12 protein-coding genes are annotated in these 20,455 nt (G+C 71.4%); 4 read left to right on the forward strand and 8 right to left on the reverse strand.

What is annotated here, in order from left to right; translation table 11 throughout:
- Positions 1–45: 45 nt before the first annotated feature.
- The 3 genes from H149_RS21480 to H149_RS0116900 form a co-directional block, all read right to left on the reverse strand.
- Complete coding sequence (locus H149_RS21480; RefSeq protein ID WP_020650954.1) at positions 46–489, reverse strand: copper chaperone PCu(A)C; 444 nt, start codon at positions 487–489, stop codon at positions 46–48.
- 80 nt (positions 490–569) lie between these two features.
- Positions 570–980 (reverse strand): DUF2946 family protein, encoded by a 411-nt coding sequence (locus H149_RS0116895; RefSeq protein ID WP_154654895.1) that lies wholly within the window; start codon positions 978–980, stop codon positions 570–572.
- A gap of 95 nt (positions 981–1,075) precedes the next feature.
- On the reverse strand, positions 1,076–1,288 hold the full coding sequence (locus H149_RS0116900; protein WP_020650956.1) for a cold-shock protein: 213 nt from the start codon (positions 1,286–1,288) through the stop codon (positions 1,076–1,078).
- Positions 1,289–1,555: 267 nt separating this feature from the next.
- On the opposite strand from H149_RS0116900, the gene H149_RS0116905 reads away from it, so the two are divergent.
- Together H149_RS0116905 and H149_RS0116910 are read left to right on the forward strand one after the other, a co-directional pair.
- The gene (locus tag H149_RS0116905) at positions 1,556–2,320 is read left to right on the forward strand and encodes a M48 family metallopeptidase (RefSeq protein ID WP_020650957.1); all 765 of its coding nucleotides are present in this window, start codon (positions 1,556–1,558) and stop codon (positions 2,318–2,320) included.
- A 182-nt stretch (positions 2,321–2,502) separates the two neighbouring features.
- Positions 2,503–3,927 carry a DNA recombination protein RmuC gene (locus tag H149_RS0116910; RefSeq protein WP_020650958.1) on the forward strand — a complete coding sequence of 475 codons (1,425 nt, stop codon included), beginning with the start codon at positions 2,503–2,505 and terminating at the stop codon, positions 3,925–3,927.
- Between the two features lie 138 nt (positions 3,928–4,065).
- On the opposite strand, the gene H149_RS0116915 is transcribed toward H149_RS0116910, so the two are convergent.
- Positions 4,066–5,877: a PhoX family protein gene (locus tag H149_RS0116915; RefSeq protein ID WP_020650959.1), complete on the reverse strand. Its 1,812-nt coding sequence runs from the start codon at positions 5,875–5,877 to the stop codon at positions 4,066–4,068.
- A gap of 207 nt (positions 5,878–6,084) precedes the next feature.
- On the opposite strand from H149_RS0116915, the gene rimO reads away from it, so the two are divergent.
- Positions 6,085–7,467 carry a 30S ribosomal protein S12 methylthiotransferase RimO gene (rimO, locus tag H149_RS0116920; RefSeq protein ID WP_020650960.1) on the forward strand — a complete coding sequence of 461 codons (1,383 nt, stop codon included), beginning with the start codon at positions 6,085–6,087 and terminating at the stop codon, positions 7,465–7,467.
- Positions 7,468–7,479: 12 nt separating this feature from the next.
- Here the strand turns inward: rimO and H149_RS0116925 are convergent, their stop codons facing one another.
- Complete coding sequence (locus tag H149_RS0116925; RefSeq protein WP_020650961.1) at positions 7,480–7,884, reverse strand: GFA family protein; 405 nt, start codon at positions 7,882–7,884, stop codon at positions 7,480–7,482.
- A 103-nt stretch (positions 7,885–7,987) separates the two neighbouring features.
- On the reverse strand, positions 7,988–8,887 hold the full coding sequence (locus H149_RS0116930) for an AEC family transporter (protein WP_020650962.1): 900 nt from the start codon (positions 8,885–8,887) through the stop codon (positions 7,988–7,990).
- Positions 8,888–9,260: 373 nt separating this feature from the next.
- Between H149_RS0116930 and H149_RS21485 the strand changes: the two genes are divergently transcribed.
- A complete protein-coding gene (locus tag H149_RS21485) occupies positions 9,261–9,839 on the forward strand; it encodes a type 1 glutamine amidotransferase domain-containing protein (RefSeq protein ID WP_039749341.1) in 579 nt (192 codons plus the stop codon).
- Position 9,840: 1 nt separating this feature from the next.
- Here H149_RS21485 and H149_RS0116940 read toward each other — a convergent pair whose 3' ends face one another.
- The gene (locus H149_RS0116940) at positions 9,841–10,896 is read right to left on the reverse strand and encodes a helix-turn-helix domain-containing protein (protein WP_020650964.1); all 1,056 of its coding nucleotides are present in this window, start codon (positions 10,894–10,896) and stop codon (positions 9,841–9,843) included.
- Between the two features lie 72 nt (positions 10,897–10,968).
- Positions 10,969–20,409 carry a S8 family serine peptidase gene (locus H149_RS24255; RefSeq protein ID WP_020650965.1) on the reverse strand — a complete coding sequence of 3,147 codons (9,441 nt, stop codon included), beginning with the start codon at positions 20,407–20,409 and terminating at the stop codon, positions 10,969–10,971.
- Between the last annotated feature and the right edge of the window lie 46 nt (positions 20,410–20,455).

A 20,455-nucleotide genomic window follows, 5' to 3' on the forward strand; every position in this document is an offset into this window, starting at 1 on the left:
ACGCGGCCGCGTCAGCGAGTCGTCCGCCGCCGCAGCCGCAGGCTCTCAGGGCGCGCTGTCGCGGACCGGGAAATCGACCGACAGGCGCGTGCCGTCGTCGAGCACGAACTGCAGGCGCTGCGACTGCCCGGCCGTCAGCGGCTGCTTGAGCCCCATCAGCATCAGGTGCAGGCCGCCGGGCGCCAACGACACGCTGCCGTGCGCCGGCAGTTCGAGGCTGTCGACCTCGCGCATGCGCATCACGCCGCCTTCATGGCTCATCGAATGAATCGCCGCGCTGGCGGCGAGCGCAGGCTCGACCGTCACGCTGAGCACGCGCCGCGGCGCGTCGCCGTCGTTGCGGAAAGTCGCGTAGCCGCCGGCGACACTGGCGCCCGGCGGCGTCGCCCGCAGCCACGGCGACACCACGGAAACGGGATCGGCGGCCTGCGCCAGCGTGGACCCGCAAAGCACGGCCAGCACGGCCGCGAAACGAATGAAAGTGCGCATCGGAAACTCCTGAAGTTGCCGCACCGGCGGCATGAGAACGGCCCGGTTCGAGGGCGGGTCGCGCGCAGCGCGCGCGGACTTCAGGCGCGGCGCGGCGGCCCGCGCGACGGCGGCCGGGGCAGACGCAGGGCCCGCGACGCCGCCGCGGCGATCACGCGCGCCAGCGGCGGCGATGCGCCCGCCGCCGGCACATGGTGGAGATCCGGCGACGGCAAGGCGGCGGCATGCAGGACGGCGCAGAGCGGGCAGGCCGACAGCAGATGCGCGGTCGCGGCGCCGCTCTCGCCGCGCTGCCGCGGCTTCGCCGCGAGCTGCTGACGCAGCGCCGCGAGCCGCGCCGGCGCGGCCTCGCCGCAGAACGCGGCCAGCAGCGGATCGGCGCCGCGGCGCAGCTGCGCCTGCAAATGCACGCTCGGCAGCAGCAGCTGGCCGAGCAGCGCGGCGAGGCTGAGCATCAGGAACAGCGAGCGATGGCGCGCGGAACGGATCACGGCGGCATTCTGCCAGCGCCCCGGCGGCGACGCGAAGGCGGATGCGAAAAACCCCGCGCGCGGCGGGGTTTCGTTCGTCATCGGGAGGCGGCGGATCAGGGCAGGATCGTGACTTTCTCGGCCTGCAGGCCCTTCTGGCCTTGCGCGACCTCGAACTCGACCTTCTGGCCTTCCGCGAGCGTGCGGAAGCCCTGGGCCTGGATCTGCCGGAAATGCACGAAGACATCTTCCTTGCCGGGGCGCTGGATGAAGCCGAACCCCTTGGCGCTATCGAACCACTTCACCGTCCCTGTTTCGCGAGTAGCCATCTGTTCAACCTTTCCTTATCTCTTCGGCTGCCAGGCAGCCGCGCTGATGAACGACGAAGGGTGAGCTTCGCCTGCCGCGGGCAGGATGATGGCCTCTGCAAAAAGCTCGGCGTTCGCACGGCGTCTCCACAAAGGTAACGACCTGCGCCCGGCCCTACTCTAGCGCAACCGCATGCCGCGACAAGCGAGCCCGCGCACACTGCGGCTGTACCCGGGGCGCGACGCATCGCTATGATTCCCGGCCCAGCCGCTGCAGGGAGCGCTGCAATGAAATCCTGGCACTACGCCACCGTCCTCATCGCCATCCTCGTCGTCGCCTGCGCGACCTCGCCGACCGGCCGCCGCCAGCTGCGCCTGGTCTCCGACTCGGAGATGGCGCAAATGGGCGCGACCGCGTTCCAGGAAATGAAGACCAAGACGCCGACCACCAAGGACACGCGCGAGTCTTCGTACGTGCAATGCGTGGCGCGCGCGATCACCACCGAGGTCGGCGGCACCTGGGAAATCCAGGTCTTCGACTCCAAGGAGGTCAACGCCTTCGCGCTGCCCGGCGGCAAGATCGGCGTCTATACCGGCCTGCTCAAGGTGGCGACCACGCAAGACCAGCTCGCGGCGGTGATCGGCCACGAAATCAGCCACGTGCTCGCCGGCCACTCGGCGGCGCGCGTTTCCAACCAGATGGCGGCGCAGTTCGGCACCGTGCTGCTGTCGGCCGGCACCGGCCTGTCGCCCGACCTGATCGGCACCGGCGCGCAGTACCTCGTGCTGCTGCCGTTCTCGCGCGGCGACGAATCGGAGGCCGACATTCTCGGCATGCAGCTGATGGCGCGCGCCGGCTTCGATCCGGCGCAGGCGATCACGCTGTGGCAGAACATGTCGAAGGCCAATGGTCAGGGGCCGCCGCAGTTCATGTCGACGCACCCGTCCAACGAAACGCGCATCGCCGATCTGCAGCGCAATCTGCCGAAGGAGCAGCCGCACTACCAGCAGGCCCGCGCCGCCGGCAAGAAACCGAACTGCGGCACGCCCTGAGCGCCGCGACCGCCGCGGCGCAGGGGCACCTGCGCGCGATCCGGCTCCGGGCGCCGCGGCGCGGATGCCGGACGCCGGCATGAACAGCGGCGCCGCGCTCCGCGGCGCGAGACGCCGTCGCGACTCCCGGGCGGCAGCGCCGCAGCGGCGACCCCGCAGGGGCCGGCATAGAATGCCGCCCCATGGACATCGCCCTGTTTCTGATCGCCGCGCTGCTCGGCGCCTTCATCGGCGGCCTGATCGCCGCCCTGCTGCGGCGGACGCCCGACGCCGCCGCCGCGCTCAAACCCGAACTCGAACGCCTCGAACGCGCGCTGCGTGACGAAGCGGCCGCGACGCGCCGCGACGCAGCCGAGCTGACGCGCGGCCAGCGCGCCGAGCTCGGCGAGACGCTGACGCGCTTCGGCACGCTGCTGACCCAGCAGCACGAGCAGCTGCGCGGCACGCTCGCCGAGAAGCTCGACGGCTTCGCCGCCGAGCTGCGCGCACAGAACCAGCGGCTCGCCGACACCCAGCGCCAGCTCGCCGAGGACGCGCTCAAGGCGCGCGGCGAGCAGGCCCAGCAGCTCGCCCGCTTCGGCGAGCAGCAGAGTCTGGCGCTGCGCCAGCTGGTCGAGACGCAGACGCAGCAGGCCGTCGCGCTGCGCACCAGCGTCGACGACAACCTCAAGACCCTGCGCAAGGACAACGAGGACAAACTCGAACAGATGCGGCGCACCGTCGACGAGAAGCTGCACGAGACCCTGGAGAAGCGCCTCGGCGATTCGTTCAAGCTGGTCAGCGAGCGGCTCGAACTGGTGCACAAGGGCCTCGGCGAGATGCAGACGCTGGCCAGTGGCGTCGGCGATCTCAAGCGCGTGCTGACCAACGTCAAGACGCGCGGCGGCTGGGGCGAGGTGCAGCTCGAAAGCATCCTCGAACAGATGTTCACGATCGAGCAGTACGCCAAGGGCGTGATGACCAAGCCCGGCAGCCGCGAGGCGGTCGACTTCGCGATCCGCCTGCCCGGCCGCGGCGAGGGCGAGTCGCCGGTCTGGCTGCCGATCGACGCCAAGTTTCCGCGCGAGGACTACGAACGCCTGCTCGACGCGCAGGAGCGCGCCGACGTCGAAGCCGCGCGACTCGCCGGCGCGCAGCTCGAACGCGCCGTGCGCCTGCAGGCGAAGTCGATCAGCGACAAGTACATCGGCCCGCCGCAGACCACCGACTTCGCGGTGCTGTTCCTGCCGACCGAAGGACTCTACGCCGAGGTGATCCGCCGCCCCGGCATCGTCGATGCGCTGCAGCGCGAGCACCGCGTCGTCGTCGCCGGCCCGACCACGCTGACGGCGCTGCTCAACAGCCTGCAGATGGGCTTCCGCACGCTGGCGATCGAGCAGCGTTCGAGCGAAGTCTGGCGCGTGCTCGGCGCGGTCAAGACCGAGTTCGCCAAGTTCGGCGACGTGCTCGACAAGGTGCAGAAGAAACTCGACGAAGCCAGCAAGCAGATCGAGCAGACCGGCGTGCGCTCGCGCGCGATCACGCGCCAGCTGCGCGAGGTCGAGGCGCTGCCGGCCGGCGAAAGCGAAAGCCTGCTGGCAGCGCCGTCCGACGAAACGGATGCCTGATCGGCAGGCTCCGGCCGCGCAGCCGGCACGCTGAACTGCCAGGGCGCCGCCGCGCCCTCGCGGTGATTCTTGCGCGATGCCGCGCGCCGGACACGAAAAAGGGCGCCGCAGCGCCCTTTTTCGTGTCCGCGATCCGACTCAGGCGCCGACCGGCTTGCCGTCCTGGCGACGCACGACGACCGTCGACGAGCGCGGCGGCAGCTCGGCGCTCGGCCAGCTGCCGTTCGGGTGCTGGATGTTGATGAAGAAGGTCTTCAGATCCGGCGTGTAGGCGATGCCGGTGATCTCGCAGCCCTGCGGACCGACCAGGAAGCGCTTCGACTCGCGCGTGGTCTGGTCGATCGCGTACATGGCGTTGTGGCCGAACACGTCGACGTTGGTCTTGCCGGAGACGCCGGAGCTGCCCGGCACCGACATGTCGGTCTGCACCCACAGGCGGTTCTCCGGATCGACGCGGATGCCGTCCGGGCTCGAGAAGGTGTCGCCGTTGATGTCGCCGACCAGATTGCCGGTCTCGTTGGCCAGCGACGGGTCGCCGGCGAGCAGGAAGATCTCCCACTCGAAGCTCGTCGCGTCCGGCGCGTCGCCGGCTTCCTTCCACTTGATGATCGAACCGTGGCGGTTCGACACGCGCGGGTTGGCGGCGTCGGTGACCTTGCGGCCGGAGTTGTTGGTCAGCGTCGCGTAGACGGTCTTGTCCGGACCGACGGCGATCCATTCCGGACGGTCCATCAGCGTCGCGCCGGCGACGCGCGCCGCGGCCTTGGTGTTGATCAGCACATCGGCCTGCGTCGCGAAATCGATGGTGGCCGGCGTCTGCGAGCCCTGCGTGGTGTTGCCCGGATCGGTGGCGCCGACGACCAGGCCGTTCTGGCCCTGCACCAGCGCGATCCAGTCGCCGCTGCCGTCGGCGTTGAAGCGCGCCGCGTACAGCGTGCCCTCATCGAGCAGATTAGTGTTGGCGGCGCGGTCGTTCGGATTGACCTTGGCGTTCGGCACGAACTTGTAGATGCAGCCCGGCGTGCTGTCGTCGCCGAGGTAGACGGCCAGCGTGTTGTCGCTGCCGAGCAGGTAGGCGGTGTTCTCGTGGTCGAAGCGGCCGAGCGCGGTGCGCTTGACCGGCAGGCCGGCGAGCTCGCCGCGCGGGTCGATCTCGACGACCCAGCCGTAGCCGAGTTCCGGCTGCGAGGGATCGAAGTAGTTCTCGGTGGTTTCCTCGCAGGTCAGATACGTGCCCCACGGCGTCGCGCCGCTCGCGCAGTTGTTGAGCGTGCCGACCACGGTGCCGCCGACCGCGGCCGCGGCCGGGCCGCTGACGCGGTACAGGGTGTTGCCGGTGTAGCGCTTGTTGTACGGCGAGTTCTTCTTGACCTGCCACTTGCCGTTCGAAGCAAGCTCGACCTCGATCACCGAAACGCCGACCGCGGACAGGGCGATGCGCTTCTGCTCTCTGGTTTCCAGCGCATCGACGCCGCTCAGCATGATGGTGTCGTCGTAGTTCTCGTGGTTGATCGCCAGCAGGCCGCCCTTGTTCGGGTTGACGCCCGGCAGCTCGAAGAAGTGCATGCCGTCGTGGTTGCCGCCGGCCTGCAGCTCGGTCTCGGCCGAGGACTGCGGCGTACCGGCGTAGGCGACGGCGCCGGCGGCGACCGCGTCACCGGCCGAGAACATGACCTCGACGGTATAGCCTTCGGGCACCGTCACCGTGTCGAGCGTGTTGGCGTCGACGGCCTTGAAGCCGACGTTGTAGTCGGCCGACGACGAACCGTTGTCGTCGTCGCTGCAGCCGCTCAGGCCGGCGACGCCGAACACGGCGAGCAGCGAGGCGCCGAGGCCGCCCTTGAGTACCGTGCGGCGGCTGAGCGAGGCGCGGACGATGTCGTCGAGCATCTGCCCTTCGACGTGGATGGGGGCTTGCGGCTTGCGGTGTTGATCGGTGAGGTGCGACATGGCTGGCCTGGCTCCGTCGTGCTGGGTTGGTGAGGAAAAAACGATCCCTCGCACGCTAGTCGCCGACGATGAAAAACCCGGGACGTTTTGAAGAAGGCCGGGACGGGCGCGCGACAGCCGGCCGACAGACGAGCCGCCGGACGGCGCAGCGGCAGCGTCCCGGAACCCCTAAACTACGCGCCCCTCGCCGTCCACCCGCCGCTGTCCATGGCCCGCACCGCCCCCGCCCGCCGCCGCGCCGGCGCTTCCCAGAAGCCCGCCGCCCCGAAAGTCGGCTTCGTCTCGCTCGGCTGCCCGAAGGCGCTGGTCGATTCGGAGCGCATCCTCACGCAGCTGCGCGCCGAGGGTTATGAGACGACGCCGACCTACGACGCCGCCGACGTGGTCGTCGTCAACACCTGCGGCTTCATCGACGACGCGGTCGCCGAATCGCTCGACGCGATCGGCGAGGCGATGGCGGAGAACGGCAAGGTCGTCGTCACCGGCTGCCTCGGCGCCGGCCCGAAGAGCAGCATCGTCCGCGAGAAATTCCCGGACCTCTTGTCGATCAGCGGCCCGCAGGACTACGTGTCGGTGATGAACGCGGTGCACGCCGCGGTGCCGCCGGCGCACGATCCGTTCTTCGACCTGCTGCCGCCGCAGGGCATCAAGCTGACGCCGAAGCACTACGCGTATCTGAAGATTTCCGAAGGCTGCAATCACAAGTGCAGCTTCTGCATCATCCCGTCGATGCGCGGCAAGCTCGCGTCGCGGCCGGTCGGCGAGGTGCTGCTCGAAGCCGAGAAGCTGGTGAAGTCCGGCGTGCAGGAACTGCTCGTCATCTCGCAGGACACCTCGGCCTACGGCGCGGACCTCAAGTACGCCAAGGGCCGCTGGCGCGACCAGGAATACGAAACGCGCCTGCTCGGCCTCTGCAACGGCCTGTCCGAGCTCGGCGCCTGGGTGCGCCTGCACTACGTTTATCCGTATCCGCACGTCGATCAGATCATGCCGCTGATGGCCGAGCGCAAGGTGCTGCCCTACCTCGACGTGCCGTTCCAGCACGCCTCGCCGAAAGTGCTGAAGGCGATGAAGCGCCCGGCCGCCGCCGAGGACACGCTCGAACGCATCCACGCCTGGCGCAAGATCTGCCCGGACCTGACCATCCGCAGCACCTTCATCGTCGGCTTCCCCGGCGAGACCGAAAAGGACTTCGAGCTTTTGCTCGACTGGCTCGACGAGGCGCAGCTCGATCGCGTCGGCTGCTTCCGCTACTCGCCGGTCGACGGCGCGACGGCGAACGCGCTGCCCGGCCAGGTGCCCGACGAGGTCAAGGAAGAGCGCTACCACCGCTTCATGGAGAAGCAGCAGGCGATCAGCGCCGCGAAACTCCAGGACAAGATCGGCCAGACCATCGAAGTGTTGGTCGACGAGATCCACGACGACGCCGCCAGCGTCGGCCGCTCCTGGGCCGACGCGCCGGAGATCGACGGCAAGGTCTACATCAAGGGTCTGGGCACGAGCGGCAAGCTCAAGGCGATGCCCGGCCAGCGCATCAAGGTGAAAGTCGTCGACGCCGACGACTACGATCTGTTCGCGACGCTGGCCTGAGGACGTCGCGCCTCAGAGATGCCGCGTCTCGGCCGGCGTCTCCGACCAGCGATTGTGGCGGCCATCGGCGTACCGGATCGGCGCGGCGATCAGTTCCTCGGCCGTGACATCGTCGAGCGCGCCGAGCTGCACCGAGACGTAATCGCCGCCGATCTGCTCGATGTGGCCGCGCCCGAACGAGCGCACGCCGCAATGCCGGCAGAACAGGTGATGCGCGCTGTTCGTGCCGAACTGGTAGTCACTCAGCGCGTCTTCGCCGGCCAGCAGGCGAAAAGCGTCCGGCTTGATGATCGCGCTCCAGTTGCGGGTCTTCGTGCAGATCGAGCAATTGCAGCGGCCGGTGCCGGCGCCGAGATCGATGTCGGCCTCGAAGCGGACGGCGCCGCAGTGACAGCTGCCGTGATAGGTCTTCTTCATCGCGCTCTCCTGAAGTGGGGTGCCGTCGCAGCGGCACGCACATGCTGGCGCAGCGCTGCTGCCAGCATGCCGTCAGGAGTGTCGAGGCACCAGGCGCGCGCGCTCAGCCGAGCGCCCAGTTCCACAAGGGCACGGTGACGAAACCGAGCAGGGTGCCGACGCCGAGCAGCGTGTTGGCGACCGGCGGATCGAGGTTGTGCTGGTCGGCGAGGATCGCCGCCGAGACCATCGGCGCCATCGCCGCCTCGAGCACGGCGATCGTCAGCGGCAGGCCGCGCACGCCGAACAGCAGGCCGAGGCCGAACACGATCGCCGGGATCAGCAGCAGCTTGTAGGCGGCGCCGAGGCCGACCGCGGTGACGCGGTCGCGGCCCAGATGCAGATGGAAACGCAGGCCGACGACGAACAGCGCGATCGGCGTCAGCGTCTGTGCGATGCGCGCCAGCACCGACTCGATCATCTCCGGCCACTGGCCGAGCATGCTGACCACGATCGCCACGACCAGCGCGATGAACGGCGGGAAGAACGCCAAGCGCCGGACGATCTGCGCGGCCTGCGGCCGCTGCCCGGCGTACAGCGAGGCGACGATGATGCCGCCGGCGGCGAGCGCGATGAAGCAGCCGCCCTGATCGGCGACGACGGCAAGTGCGAGGCCGTCGCGGCCGCGCAGCGCCTCGACCAGCGGATAGCCGATGAACGAGGTATTGCCGAGGCCGGCGACCAGGATCAGCGCACCGATGCGCTCGCGCGACCAGTTCAGGCGGCGGCCGAGCCGATCGAACAGCACCCAGGCGAGCCCGAACACCAGCCACTGCGACAGCACCAGATAGATCAGGTGCCGGTCGAAATGCACGCGCGGGATCAGCTCCAGGATCATCGCCGGCAGCGCCACGTTGATCAGCCACCAGTTGAGGCCGGCGGCGAGCCCGATCGGCGGCCGCGCGTAGCGCGCGACGAGAATGCCCAGCGTCAGGCAGACGATGAGCAGGACAAAGGAATTCATGGCGCGCGATTTTACGCCATGCGCCACGCTTTCACGGCCGCCGCGCACGACGAAACGCGAACTTTCGGCACCGGATGTTGCCCAAGGAAGAGACGCCCCGGTACGGCCGTCTGGTCGGCGCCGGTGGCGCCGCCCGCGCGAGGCCCCGCGCGCCGGTCTGCCTCGCATCGGTTCCACTGCCCCGCACGGAGGAACGTCGATGAACACCCGAAACCGCATAGCCGACGCCGAGCTCGACCGCGAACTCGAAAATACCTTTCCCGCCAGCGATGCACCTGCCTGGGGCGGCACCGCCGAGGAGAGCCGCCGCCGCACCGCGTCCGCCACGCACGGCCGCAAGTCATCCGGGGCACGGGCGCTCGAAAAGGGCGGCCTGCACGGCAAGACCTTCGCGATTCTCGCCACCGACGGCTTCGAGCAGTCGGAGCTGATGGAGCCGAAACGCGCGCTGCTGGCGGCCGGCGCGACGGTCGAGATCGTCGCGCCGCATCTCGGCACGCTGCGCGGCTGGCGCCGCCACGAGTGGGGCGACGAGGTGGCGGTCGATCTCGACCTGCACGCCGCCAGCCCGTCGCGCTACGACGGCCTGGTGCTGCCGGGCGGCGTGCTGAACGCCGACACGCTGCGCACCGAGCCGCGCGCGGTCAGCTTCGTGAAGGACTTCTTCGCCAATGGCAAGCCGGTCGCGGCGATCTGCCACGCGCCGTGGCTGCTGATCGAGGCCGGCGCCGTCGACGGCCGCCGGCTGACGTCCTGGCCGTCGCTGAAGACCGATCTGCGCAATGCCGGCGGCGAGTGGGTCGACGAAGCGGTGGTGGTCGACGGCACGCTCGTCACCAGCCGCAAGCCGGACGATCTGCCGGCGTTCAACGCGGCGATGACCGGCCTGTTCGCGCAGCACCAGCGCCGCGCCCAGGCGCGTACCGCGATCGCCGCCGGCGACGTGCCGTAGCTCAGCGCGGCGGCTCGCGCAGACCGAAGGTGCGCAGCGCCGCCTGCCAGCCGGCCTGGAAGCGCGTGCGGGCGTTGAGCGCGGCCTCGAGCGCCATCAGCCGGCGATGCAGGGTGCGCGCCGAAATGCCGAGTTCGTGCGTGATCGCCTTGTCGTTGAGGCCAGCGGCGAGCAAGGCGACGAGGCGGTCGGTCTCGGCGTTGCCGGCCTCGGCGCTGTCGATCTGCAGCTCGCCGTGGCGTGTGAACGAGATCGGCGCGGCACGCTGCCACATCATCTCGAACAGCTCGCACAGCGCATCGAGCAGCGACGACGGCCGCACCAGCAGCACCGGCCCGTCCGGCTGCTGCAGGTTCAGCGGCAGCAGGCCGATGCGACGGTCGGCGATGATCAGCTTGCCCGGCAGGTTCGACAGCACGCGCACGTCCTCGCCGGCCTCGATGCTGCGCCGCGCCTCGGCGAGCCAGCCCGGCAGTTCGAGCACGGCCGGATCGTAGATGTTGCGGTACTTCACGCCGCGCCGGGTCGCGGCCAGCCGCAGCTCGTCGACGCGGTTCGGCGACGACGACAGGAACGGCGGCCGCACCAGACACAGCATTTCGGACTGCGCGCTGCGCTGCATCTGCTGATAGGACTGCGCCGAGGCCGGACCGGCGAGCATCTCGACGATCTGCTGCTCGCGCGGCGCGGCGGCCGCCGACTTCTGCATCTCCTCCTGCAGCCCGGCGATCGCCAGCCGTGTGCGCTGCAGTTCCTCCTGCCGGTGCAGGATCAGCGCCTCGACGGCGATGTCCGGCGGCGTCGGCAGGTAGCGGCGCACGCGCTCCGGCGAGTGCGTGACCAGGCCCTTGAGTTCCAGGTCCGTGAGCAGGCGCTGCACGCGGCGCTGCGCAATGCCGAGCGCGCGCGCCAGATCGGTGAGGCAGCTGCCGGGCTGACGCAGCAGCGCGCGGTACGCCTGCTGCTCGGGCAGCGTCAGGCCGACGCCTTCGAGCAGGCGGGCCGCGTCGCCGCGCGTCTCGCCGCGCGAAGTCCGATCGCCCTCCATCTTCTTCATGCGCCGCCTGCCCCGCCTTTGCCTCGATCCCGGCCGGGATCATCGGCAAAGGCGGCGCGCGGCGCCAGCGTCTCAGCGGCGCCGACGGCGCCAGGCGCCGAGCAGCAGCGGCGCGAGCAGGCTCAGGCCGAGCGCACCGCCGCCGCCGTGCGCGGCGGGCGGCGGCTCCGCCTCGTTCGGGGTGCCGGCCAGTTCGAACGCCCAGATCGGCGCCATGCCGCCGTAGTTCGGATCGTAGCCACCGGCGATGTAACCCCGCGTCTGTCCGCGGCCGACCGCCGGCATCGTCAGGTGCCGCGCGTTATGCACGGCGACGCTCCAGGCGCTGCCGTCGAACAGCTCGCCGTCGTCCCAGCCGGCGGCGGCCGGATCGCCGACGCCGTGCAGCGCGTACAGGTGTCCGTCGTGGCGCAGCACGCCCATGCCGTGGCGCGCGCGCAGCATCGGCACGTCGTCGGCCGTCCATGCCGCGCCGGCCGGCGCGAGCCGCTGCACGAGCGCGGTCGGCGGGAAGCTGTCGTAGTCGTAGTTCATCAGGTAGCCACCGAGCAGACGCACCGTGCCGCTGTCCGGATCGACATCGATGCCGGCGTTGGCGACCGCCTGGGCGAGCGGCGCGCCGGCGCTCCACGCGTCGGCGGCCGGATCGTAGACGTAGGTCTGCGCCGAAATGTCGTCCTGCAGCTCGGGCGGGAACAGGCGGCGGTTGCCGCCGGCGACGAGCAGCTTGCCGCCGACCGCCGCGACCGCCGGATAGATCAGCCCCTCCGGCAGCGGCGCGCCTTCCGACCACTGGCCGGTCACCGTATCGAAGATCTGCAGCGCGTCGACCGCCTGATACTGCGCGTCCATGCCGCCGACCACATAGAGCTTCTCGCCGATCGCCGCGGCGCGCATCGCCGTCACCGCGCGCGGCATCGTCCAGGCGCTGTCGAACACCGAGGTCTGCGCGCGCGTATCGAAGCGCTCGACGGCGCCGGTGCCGCCGTAGTACGTCGTGCCGCCGACGATCCACAGCTGCTCGCCGATCTGTGCGTAGGCGGCGTCGGAACGCGGCACCGCCATCTCGCCGACGCGCACCGGCCGTTCGGCGATCGCGAAGCAGGCGGCGTTGGTCGACGCGCCGGCCGCGGTCTCCACCACCAGGCGACCGCTGCCGTAGGCGGCGCTCTCCGGCACGACGGCCGCGATGCGCCCGCCGCTCCAGCTCTGCACCGCCAGCGCCACGCGCGTGCCGTCGTCGCGTTCGAACGCGACCGTGCCGCGCGCGTCGCCGAAGCGGTAACCGCGCAGCTGCACGGTCTGGCCGGGGCCGACCGCCAGCGGGCTCGCGCCCCACAGCGCGGCGCGCCCGGCGCCGGCCGCCAGCGCGGCGTCGAGACGCGCGATGCCCTCGGTGACCGCCTTGCCGCGCAGATCGGCGAGCGGCTTCGCACCGTTGAGCAGGGCGCTCTTGATGTCGAGCATCGGCGCCTGCGGATACTGCGCCCAGACCAGCGCGGCGATGCCGCTGAGTTCGGCGGCGGCGACCGAAGTGCCGCCGAAGTAGCCGTAGCTGTTGCCCGGGAAGGTGGTCGTCGCGTCTTCGCTCGTCACGAACAGATCGACCGCGCCGCAGCCGTAGTTGCTGGTGTAGTCCGGCCCTTCCAGATCCGGCGCGGTGGCGCCGGCGGCGACGATGCCGTCGAGATCGTAGTTGGCCGGATACTGCGGCGCCTTGTCCGAATCCATGCTGTAGTTGCCGGCCGCGGCGACGACGAGGATGCCGGCGTCGGTCGCCGCCTTGAACGCCTCGTGCAGCGCCGGACTGTTGGTCGGATCGCCCCACGACGCATTGATGATGACGCGCGACAGCTGCAGGCGCTGCTTGAGGTCGATGAGGTAGTCGATCGCCTCGACCGCGTCGGAATCGGCCGCCAGGAACAGCTGGTCGACGATGCGCAGCGGCAGCATCTGCACGCGCCAGGCGACGCCGGCGCCGCCGAGCCCGTTGTTGCCGACCGCGCCGATCGCGCCGGCGACCGCGGTGCCGTGCACGCCGCCGTCGGCCGGATCGCTGTCGTCGTCGACGGTGTCGATGCCGTGCACGTCGTCGACGTAGCCGTTGCCGTCGTCGTCGACGCCGTTGCCGGCGATCTCGCCCGGATGCACCCAGATGTTCTCGGCGAGATCCTCGTGGCCGTAGTCGATGCCGGAGTCGAGCACGGCGACCACCACGTCCGCGGCCAGGGTGCGCACGCTCCAGCCCTCGGGCGCGTTGAGGTCGCGATCGTCGAGACCGGACGCGTAGTTCACCACCTGGCCGATGTTGTGCAGCGTCCACTGCACGGCGAAGTACGGATCGTTCGGCAGCAGGCCCTGCGCGCGCCGCCGGAAATCGGGCGCGGCGAACTCGACCATGCCGCTGCGGTACAGCGCCTCGATCGTCTCGCCGACCGGCCGCCGCGTCTTCAGCGTCACCAGTCCGGTGCGCGCCGACGCTTTCAGCGGCGTCGCGCCGGCCTGCGCGAGCGCGGCGCGCAGCGCCGGCGGCAGACGCGTGCCGAGGCGCTGCGCCTGGGCCCGGGCACTGGCGGCGGACGCCTGCCGGGCGAGCGGCACGTCCTTGAAGCGGACGATGACGCGATCGAGCGCGAGATCGTTGCGCAGCGGCACGCGAAACTCGTCGGCCGCCGCGGCCTGTGCGGCGAACGGCAGCAGGCCGAGCGCGGCGAGCGCCAGCGCGACGCCGCGGGCGCCGTGCCGGCGCAGGCCGGCCAGCAGCAGCGGCAGCAGACCCAGCAGGGTCAGCGCGCCGCCGCCCGAACGCGCCGGCGGCGCATCGACCGCCGCACGCGCGGCGAGCGCGAAGCGATACACCTGGGGCGAGGCGTCGTAGTAATAGATGCCGCCGATCACGACCAGCGTCTGGCCGCCGAACACGTAGGCACGGTCGCCGACCACGGCCGCCGCCGGCGCGATCAGGTCGATGCTGCCGCTCATCGCCTCGCGCCACTGCCCGTCGGCGTACAGCGCGCCGTTGCGATAGCCCATCGGCACGCCGAAGGGGCTCGGCGCGCCGTCGCCGTGCAGCAGATAGACCGCGTCGCGATAGACCAGCGGCGCAGCGCGTGCGCGCGGCGCGGCCAGCGCCGGGCCCGCCGTCCAGCGGTCGTTCCTGAAGTCGTAGCGGTCGACACGCGTGCCGGGCTGCGCGCCTTCGCCGTAGCCGCCGAGCACGACGATCGCGTCGCCCGCCGGCGCCAGCACCGCGGCGCGGCCGTAGGCCGCGACCGGCATCGCCGCGCCCTGCGTCCAGCGCCGTGCGGCGGGATCGTAGACATAGGTCGTGGCGACGATCTCGGCGCCGGTCGGCTGCTGCTGCCACTGCGGCGTGCCGCCGAAGACGTAGAGCCGGCCGCCGCCGGCGGCGACCGCCACCTCGCCGAGCGCGGCCGGCAGATCCGGACCGGTGCTCCAGCTGCCGCTGGCGGGATCGAAGATCTGCAAGTGCGCGGTGGCGATGCCGTCGGCGTCGAAGCCGCCGACCACGTAGATCCTGCCGTCGATCTGCGCGCTGCCGGCGTCGTGCACGGCGTGCGGCATCAGCCAGCGGGTGTCGACGTACGGCGTTTCGCTGACCGCGTCGAAGCGCTCGGTCAGCGCCGTCGTGCCGTACGGCGTGAGGCCGCCGAACACCCAGACCTGCTCGCCACTCGCCTGCACGGTCGCGCCGGTGCGCGGCACCGCGGCACTGGCGACCGGGGTCGCCCGATCGGACACCGTGAAACAGGTCTGCGCCGAATCGACGCCGGCCGCGGTGGCGAGGATCAGGTCGCCGGCGCCGTAGTCGAGCGTCGCCGGCAGCATCGCGGTGACCGCATCGTCGCTCCAGGCCTGCACGGTCAGCGCCGTATCGCCGCCGTCGCGGCGCAGACGCACGCTGCCCGGCATCGCCCCGAAGTGCCGCCCGTGCAGCGTCACCGTGGCGCCGGGCCGGGCCGCGGTCGACGACAGCTTCCACACCGCCGGCGTCGCCGTCGTGTAGGCGAGCGCGGCGTCAGCGCGCACCAGGCCCTGCGCGATCGATGCGCCCTTGAGATCGGGCAGCGGCTTGCTGCTCGACAGGATGGCGCTCTTGATGTCCTGCCACGGCGCGTCCGGGTTCTGCGACCAGACCAGCGCGGCGATGCCGGAAACGATCGCCGCCGCCTGCGAAGTGCCGCTGCTGATGGCGAGCCCGCCGGGATATGGCCCGAGGATCCATTCGCCGGGCGCGAGCACGTCGACCGTGCCGCAGCCGAAGTTGCTGAAGCCGGCGACGCCGGTATAGCTGGTCGCCGCGGCGCCGACCGCGAGCACCGCATCGGACGGATCGGCGGCCGGATAGGACGGCCGGTAGTCGATGTCGCGGCTGTCGTTGCCGGCGGCGGCGACGACAAGGATTCCGGCCGCCTCGGCGGCGGCGATCGCATCGTGCAGCGCCGGGCTGTCGGCGTCGCCGCCGAAGCTGAGGTTCAGCACCACGCGCGGCAGGCCGAGCGCCTGCTTGGTGCGCACGACGTAGTCGATCGCCTCGATCACGGAAGAATCGTTGATGAAGCCGCGCGCGTTGAGCACCTTCAGCGCCATCAGCTGCGCCTGCCAGGCGACGCCGGCCGAGTCGAGGCCGTTGTTGCCGACCGCGCCGACGATGCCGCTCACCAGGCTGCCGTGCGAGTTGTCGTCGTACGGATCGCCGCTGCCGTAGACCGGCGCGATACCGTAGACGTCGTCGACGTAGCCGTTGCCGTCGTCGTCGACGCCGTTGTCGGCCATCTCGCCCGGGTTGCGCCAGAGGTTCGGCATGAAGTCCGGGTTGTAGTAGTCGATGCCGCTGTCGACGACGGCCACCACCACTGCGCTGCCGTCGGTGCGCACGCTCCACGCTTCCGGGGCGTTGATGTCGCGGTCGCCGAGGCCCCAGAGGCTGACCAGCGGCTGATACTGGGCGACGTCGTCGAGGCCCCATTGCCACGAGAAAAAGGTGTCATCCGGATAGCGCGCCGCCTGCGGGCGGCGTGCGTAATCGGGCACCGCATACTCGACCGCGCCGCTGCGATAGAGCGCGTCGATGGTCTTGGCGAGCGCCGCCTGGCCGCCGGCCGGGAGCCCGTCGAGCAGCAGCAGGCCGAGGCCGGGATAGGCGGCGCGCGGCCGCAGACCGGTCTGCGCGAGGCGCTCGCGCGTCGCCGCCGGCAGCGCGGCGAACGTCGCCGCGGCGCGCGCCGGACCCGCCAGCCGCGCCAGCTTGGCCGCGCCGGACGGCGCCTGCCGGAGCTTGACGAGCACGCCGGCCGGCGCCTCGTCGGCGCGCGCCTGCGCCGGATCGGCGCGCAGATACGGCGGCGGCAGCTCGATCCTGCTGACGGTGGTGGCCTGCGCGGCGGGCGCGACGAGCAGGCCCAGCACGACGACGAGCAGCGCGGGCACGCGCGCGGTCCTGAGTTTCATCGAACGATTCCGGAGACGATGGATGTGGACGGCCGGACGGCCGCGCCAGCGACGTGCCGCGCCGAGCAGCAGCAGCGTCAGCAGCCACAGCGGCTGCAGGGCGCCGCCGCCGCCCTTGCCGCCGCTGGCCGCGGCCGGGCGCACGGTGACGGCGACGCTGTCCTCGGCAACGCGCGTGCCGTCGCTGACCGTGATGCGGAAGCGCAGCACGGTCGGCGCATCGACGTCCGGCGCCTGGAAGCGCGGCGCCGTCGTGTCGGCAGCGCTCAGCGCGACCTGCGGCCCGTCGGTCTGCACCCAGCCGACCGTCAGCGTGTCGACGCCGTCCTGATCGCGCGCCGCGCCGGCGAGCTGCACCACGGTCGGCGCGCCGCCGCTGCGCGCGTCGACGCTCTGGTCGGGACCGGCGTCGGCGTGCGGCGGGCGCGCGTCGCAGGCCGTGGCGTTGGCGACGATGCGGCTGAACGGCAGGTTGCGGATACCGGCGAACGCAACGTTGTCGATCATCCAGCCGGTATCGCCGATCACGCCGTCGCTGGCGAGGCGGAAACGCAGCTTCACGCGCCGGCCGCCGAACGAATAGCCGAGACTCAGCACGCTGTGCGCGAGCTGCTGCTGCGGGTTCAGCTCGCCGATGAAGGCCGGCACGCCGAAGTTGGGCTCGAACACCAGCGCCAGACCGTTGTAGCCGCCTTCGACGAAATGGCTGTCGAGGTTGGCGACGTTGTAGAAGTCGGTGCCGTTGGTGCTGAGCTCGATGACGGCGCCGTCGTAGCCGTACTGCTGGCCGTCCTGCTCGCCGGCATATTCGAGGCGGAACCAGTGATCGAAACTCATCGTGAACTCGGCGCCGTCCTCGACCTCCAGCCACGGCGAGGTCAGCGTCAGATCCGAGCCGCTCGCATGGTCCGGCGCCATCCACAGGTGATTGCCGTCGCCGGCCTCGCGCACCGCCCAGCCGGGCATGCCGAGCGGCAGCGCCGCGACCTGCCAGTCGACCTGCGTCGCCGCGCCGGTCTCGACATCGTCGGCGCGCGCGTGCGGCTGCGCGTCGAAATTGACGAAGCTGGCCTGCGTCAGCGGCTGCGGCTCCAGCACCGCGCCGGCGTCCTCGCCGACCGGCGCGAAGGCGATCGTCAGCCGCATCGGCTGGCCGACGCCGGCGCGCTCGAGCCTGAAGGTCGTGGTCGCGCTCATCTCGTCGCCGCTGGCCAGCGGCGGATTGAAGACGATGCGGCCGCCGTTGGCGAAACTCAGGTCGGCGTCGCTGCTGAGCTGGGCGACGACCGGCTCGTTGATCGTGCGCGTGCCATAGCCGCGGATGCGCAGCGTCAGCGCCGCGGTCTCGCCGGCGTCGAGCACGCCGTCGGCGGTGCAGTAGCCGGCGACGCCGTCGTCGTAGGCGTAGTCGACGCTCGCCGCGCTGATCTCGAAGCTGCCGGCGTCGGCGATGTTGCTCTCGTGCACGCCGGTCAGGTCGTCGCTCCAGCGGTCCGGGGCGATCGCGCCGACGCCCATGCCGCGCTTGGCGAAGGCCGCGGCGGCGAGCCGGAAGTCGGCCTCGTCGGTCGCCGCGACCGCGGCGAGCAGCGCGTCGCGCGCCTCGAGATAGGTCGGCGCGACCGGCGTCATCTTCAGGCCGGCGATCACGTAGTCCTGCATGCGCGCGCGCGCCTGCTCGAAGCTGTAGCGCGGATCGTTGAGCAACGCCGCGTAGAACTCCCACAGCGTGTTGGCCCAGATCTCACCGGCCGCATGCACTTCGTTGTTGTCGGCGCCGTCGGTGGCGCCGGCGATCGGCGCCGTGTCCGGCAGCGGCTCGCCCTTGGCGATGTGCCGGAACGTCATCGGATAGACCGTCAGGTCGGTCGAATACGGCGCGCGGCGCAGACCGAAGTAGGTGCTGGCGCTGACGTAGAGCGCGGCGCCGTACGGTCCCTGATAGTGGTCGTTGCCGGCGACGAGGCGGTCCTCGGCGCGCACCGACAGCAGCAGCGTCGAGAAGTCGCTCCAGCCCTCGCCCATCGCCACGCCCTGGCGGTTGATCAGGCCGTTGCCGTCACCGACCAGGCGGTTGCTGACGTAGTGGAAGAATTCGTGGGCGATGATGCCGGTGTCGAGCGTGCCGTCGTAGTCGGTGGACGCGTCGCGCTGCACGTGCAGCGTCACCGCGCCCTGCGCCAGCGCCTCGCGCAGGCGCGCGCCGTCGCGCTTGAGGATCGCCAGCGTGCCGATCGTGACGCTGGCGTCCTGCCCGGCGAGGCCGAGCGGAGCGGTCGCGTCCTGGTTGTCGGCGATCAGCACCGCGGTCGCGCCGGCGGCCTGGGCGTTGGCGGTCTTGACGACGAAATCGCAGCCGCCACGGTCGATCAGCGCGATGCGGCCGGCGACCTCGGCGGCGTTGGCGAACGGCGCTTCGCAGCCGTCGCCGGCGTTGCCGCTGCCGTCGTCGACCGGCGCGAGTTCGCCGTCGACGGCGAACTGCTTCGGACCGAACTCGGCGACGCCGAACGCGAAGCTGCCGAGTCCTTCCGGGACGAGGACCGTCAGCGCGCCGCTGACCGGGCCGTCCCAGAGATACATCTGCATGCGCGGCGGATAGCCATCCGGCGGCGTCGACATGTTGGCGTTGTTGCGGCCGCCGAAATCCTGGCCCTGCGCGAACATCGCATCGTCCTCGAGGCCGCCGCGCCCGTAGTTGCGGCGCTGCGCGTTGCCGGCCGCCTCGCCGAAGCCGTGGTCGTACCAGAAGTCGTGCAGCCAGTTGGTGACATAGAAGAGATTGAGCACGGCGCCGTTGCGCGCGACGCTGCTGCGCGGATCGCCGTCTGCGACGAGCGGATAGTCGAACACGCCGGGCGCGGTCATCGTCGCGCGCAGATCGCCGAGCAGCGGGTCGTAGCCGTCGATGCCGGCGATATCCAGATAGGCGTCGACGTTGTTGCCGACGGTCTGCGTGGCGCCGTCGTCGAGCCACGGGTCCTGGGTGCTGATCGGCCCGTGCGCGAGCGTGACGAGCTGCGTCGCCGCCGGCGCGCGCGGCGGCGCCTGCGCCGGATCGCGCACCGTCGCCGGAACGAAACCGTTGCCGAGCGGACCGTCGTATGGCTGGCGGATGCCCTCGGCGTCGGCCCAGACGCGATAGCTCGCGGCGAGGTCGGCGGTCTGGTCCTTGCGCTGCAGCACGCGGCCGTCGCGGGCCGAGATCACGTAGCCGTAGGCGCGGCGCTCGCCGCCGTCGGCGCTCGCCGCGCGCAGGTCGACGTAGTGCGCGGGCTCCAGCCGCTCGCGGCCGGCGGCGTCGCGGCCGGCGTAATAGACGGGCTTGCTGCGCGGCGTCTCGACCAGATGCCAGGCGCCGGCGGCGCGGCCGGCGGGCGCGAAGAGACGGTAGCCGCCGCGCTCGGCGCCGGCCTGCAGCGACTGCGTCAGGGGCTCGCCGGTGAGGTCGGCGTACGCGGCGGCGATCGCCTGCGGAGCGTCGAGCGCGAACGCGGCGCGCGCAGCGCCGTCGGCGGCGGGCGTCACGGCGAAGTAGCCGGACACCGCCAGCGGCCGCAGTTCGCGATCGAGCAGGACGTTGAAGCTGCGCGCGAACACCTCGATGCCGTCGTGCATCTGCCGGAAGCGCGCCACCAGCGGGCCGCGGCCGGTATCGTGCAGCTCGGCGAGCCGCGCCGCGTCGACGCTCGCCCGGCTCACGCCGAGCAGCGTGCGCTGTGTCTGCAGCACGCGCCGCGCCGCGGCCTCGGCCTGCAGCGCCGGCCTGAGCGGCGCGAGGCGCTCGGACACCGCGCCCCGCTCGACCCACAGGAAAGTCGAGCCGCCGAGCGCGGCATCGTAGTGCGACGGGAAGCCGTGGCGGCCGGGCAGCGCCTGCGGCGCGATCGTCGCGACGCTGCGCCGCGCCACCGCCTGCGCAGCACGCCGGGCGTCGATCGCCGTCGCAGCGGCATCGAAATTGGCGGGCGCAGCGCCCAGATCACGCGCGGCCAGCGCCAGCAGCAGCGCGCCGATGAAGGCGGGCACGGAAGTACGCATCGGTTTCCCCTGAAGCCGTTGCCGGCGGCGCGCCGGCATGGCGTGG

Source organism: Solimonas variicoloris DSM 15731, assembly GCF_000382285.1.
Classification (GTDB): domain Bacteria; phylum Pseudomonadota; class Gammaproteobacteria; order Nevskiales; family Nevskiaceae; genus Solimonas; species Solimonas variicoloris.

Coding starts and splice junctions, on each gene's coding strand:
- H149_RS21480 (WP_020650954.1), bottom strand. CDS start 489: ATGCGCACTTTCATTCGTTTCGCGGCCGTGCTGGCCGTGCTTTGCGGG.
- H149_RS0116900 (WP_020650956.1), bottom strand. CDS start 1,288: ATGGCTACTCGCGAAACAGGGACGGTGAAGTGGTTCGATAGCGCCAAG.
- H149_RS0116905 (WP_020650957.1), top strand. CDS start 1,556: ATGAAATCCTGGCACTACGCCACCGTCCTCATCGCCATCCTCGTCGTC.
- H149_RS0116910 (WP_020650958.1), top strand. CDS start 2,503: ATGGACATCGCCCTGTTTCTGATCGCCGCGCTGCTCGGCGCCTTCATC.
- H149_RS0116915 (WP_020650959.1), bottom strand. CDS start 5,877: ATGTCGCACCTCACCGATCAACACCGCAAGCCGCAAGCCCCCATCCAC.
- rimO (WP_020650960.1), top strand. CDS start 6,085: ATGGCCCGCACCGCCCCCGCCCGCCGCCGCGCCGGCGCTTCCCAGAAG.
- H149_RS0116925 (WP_020650961.1), bottom strand. CDS start 7,884: ATGAAGAAGACCTATCACGGCAGCTGTCACTGCGGCGCCGTCCGCTTC.
- H149_RS0116930 (WP_020650962.1), bottom strand. CDS start 8,887: ATGAATTCCTTTGTCCTGCTCATCGTCTGCCTGACGCTGGGCATTCTC.
- H149_RS0116940 (WP_020650964.1), bottom strand. CDS start 10,896: ATGAAGAAGATGGAGGGCGATCGGACTTCGCGCGGCGAGACGCGCGGC.
- H149_RS24255 (WP_020650965.1), bottom strand. CDS start 20,409: ATGCGTACTTCCGTGCCCGCCTTCATCGGCGCGCTGCTGCTGGCGCTG.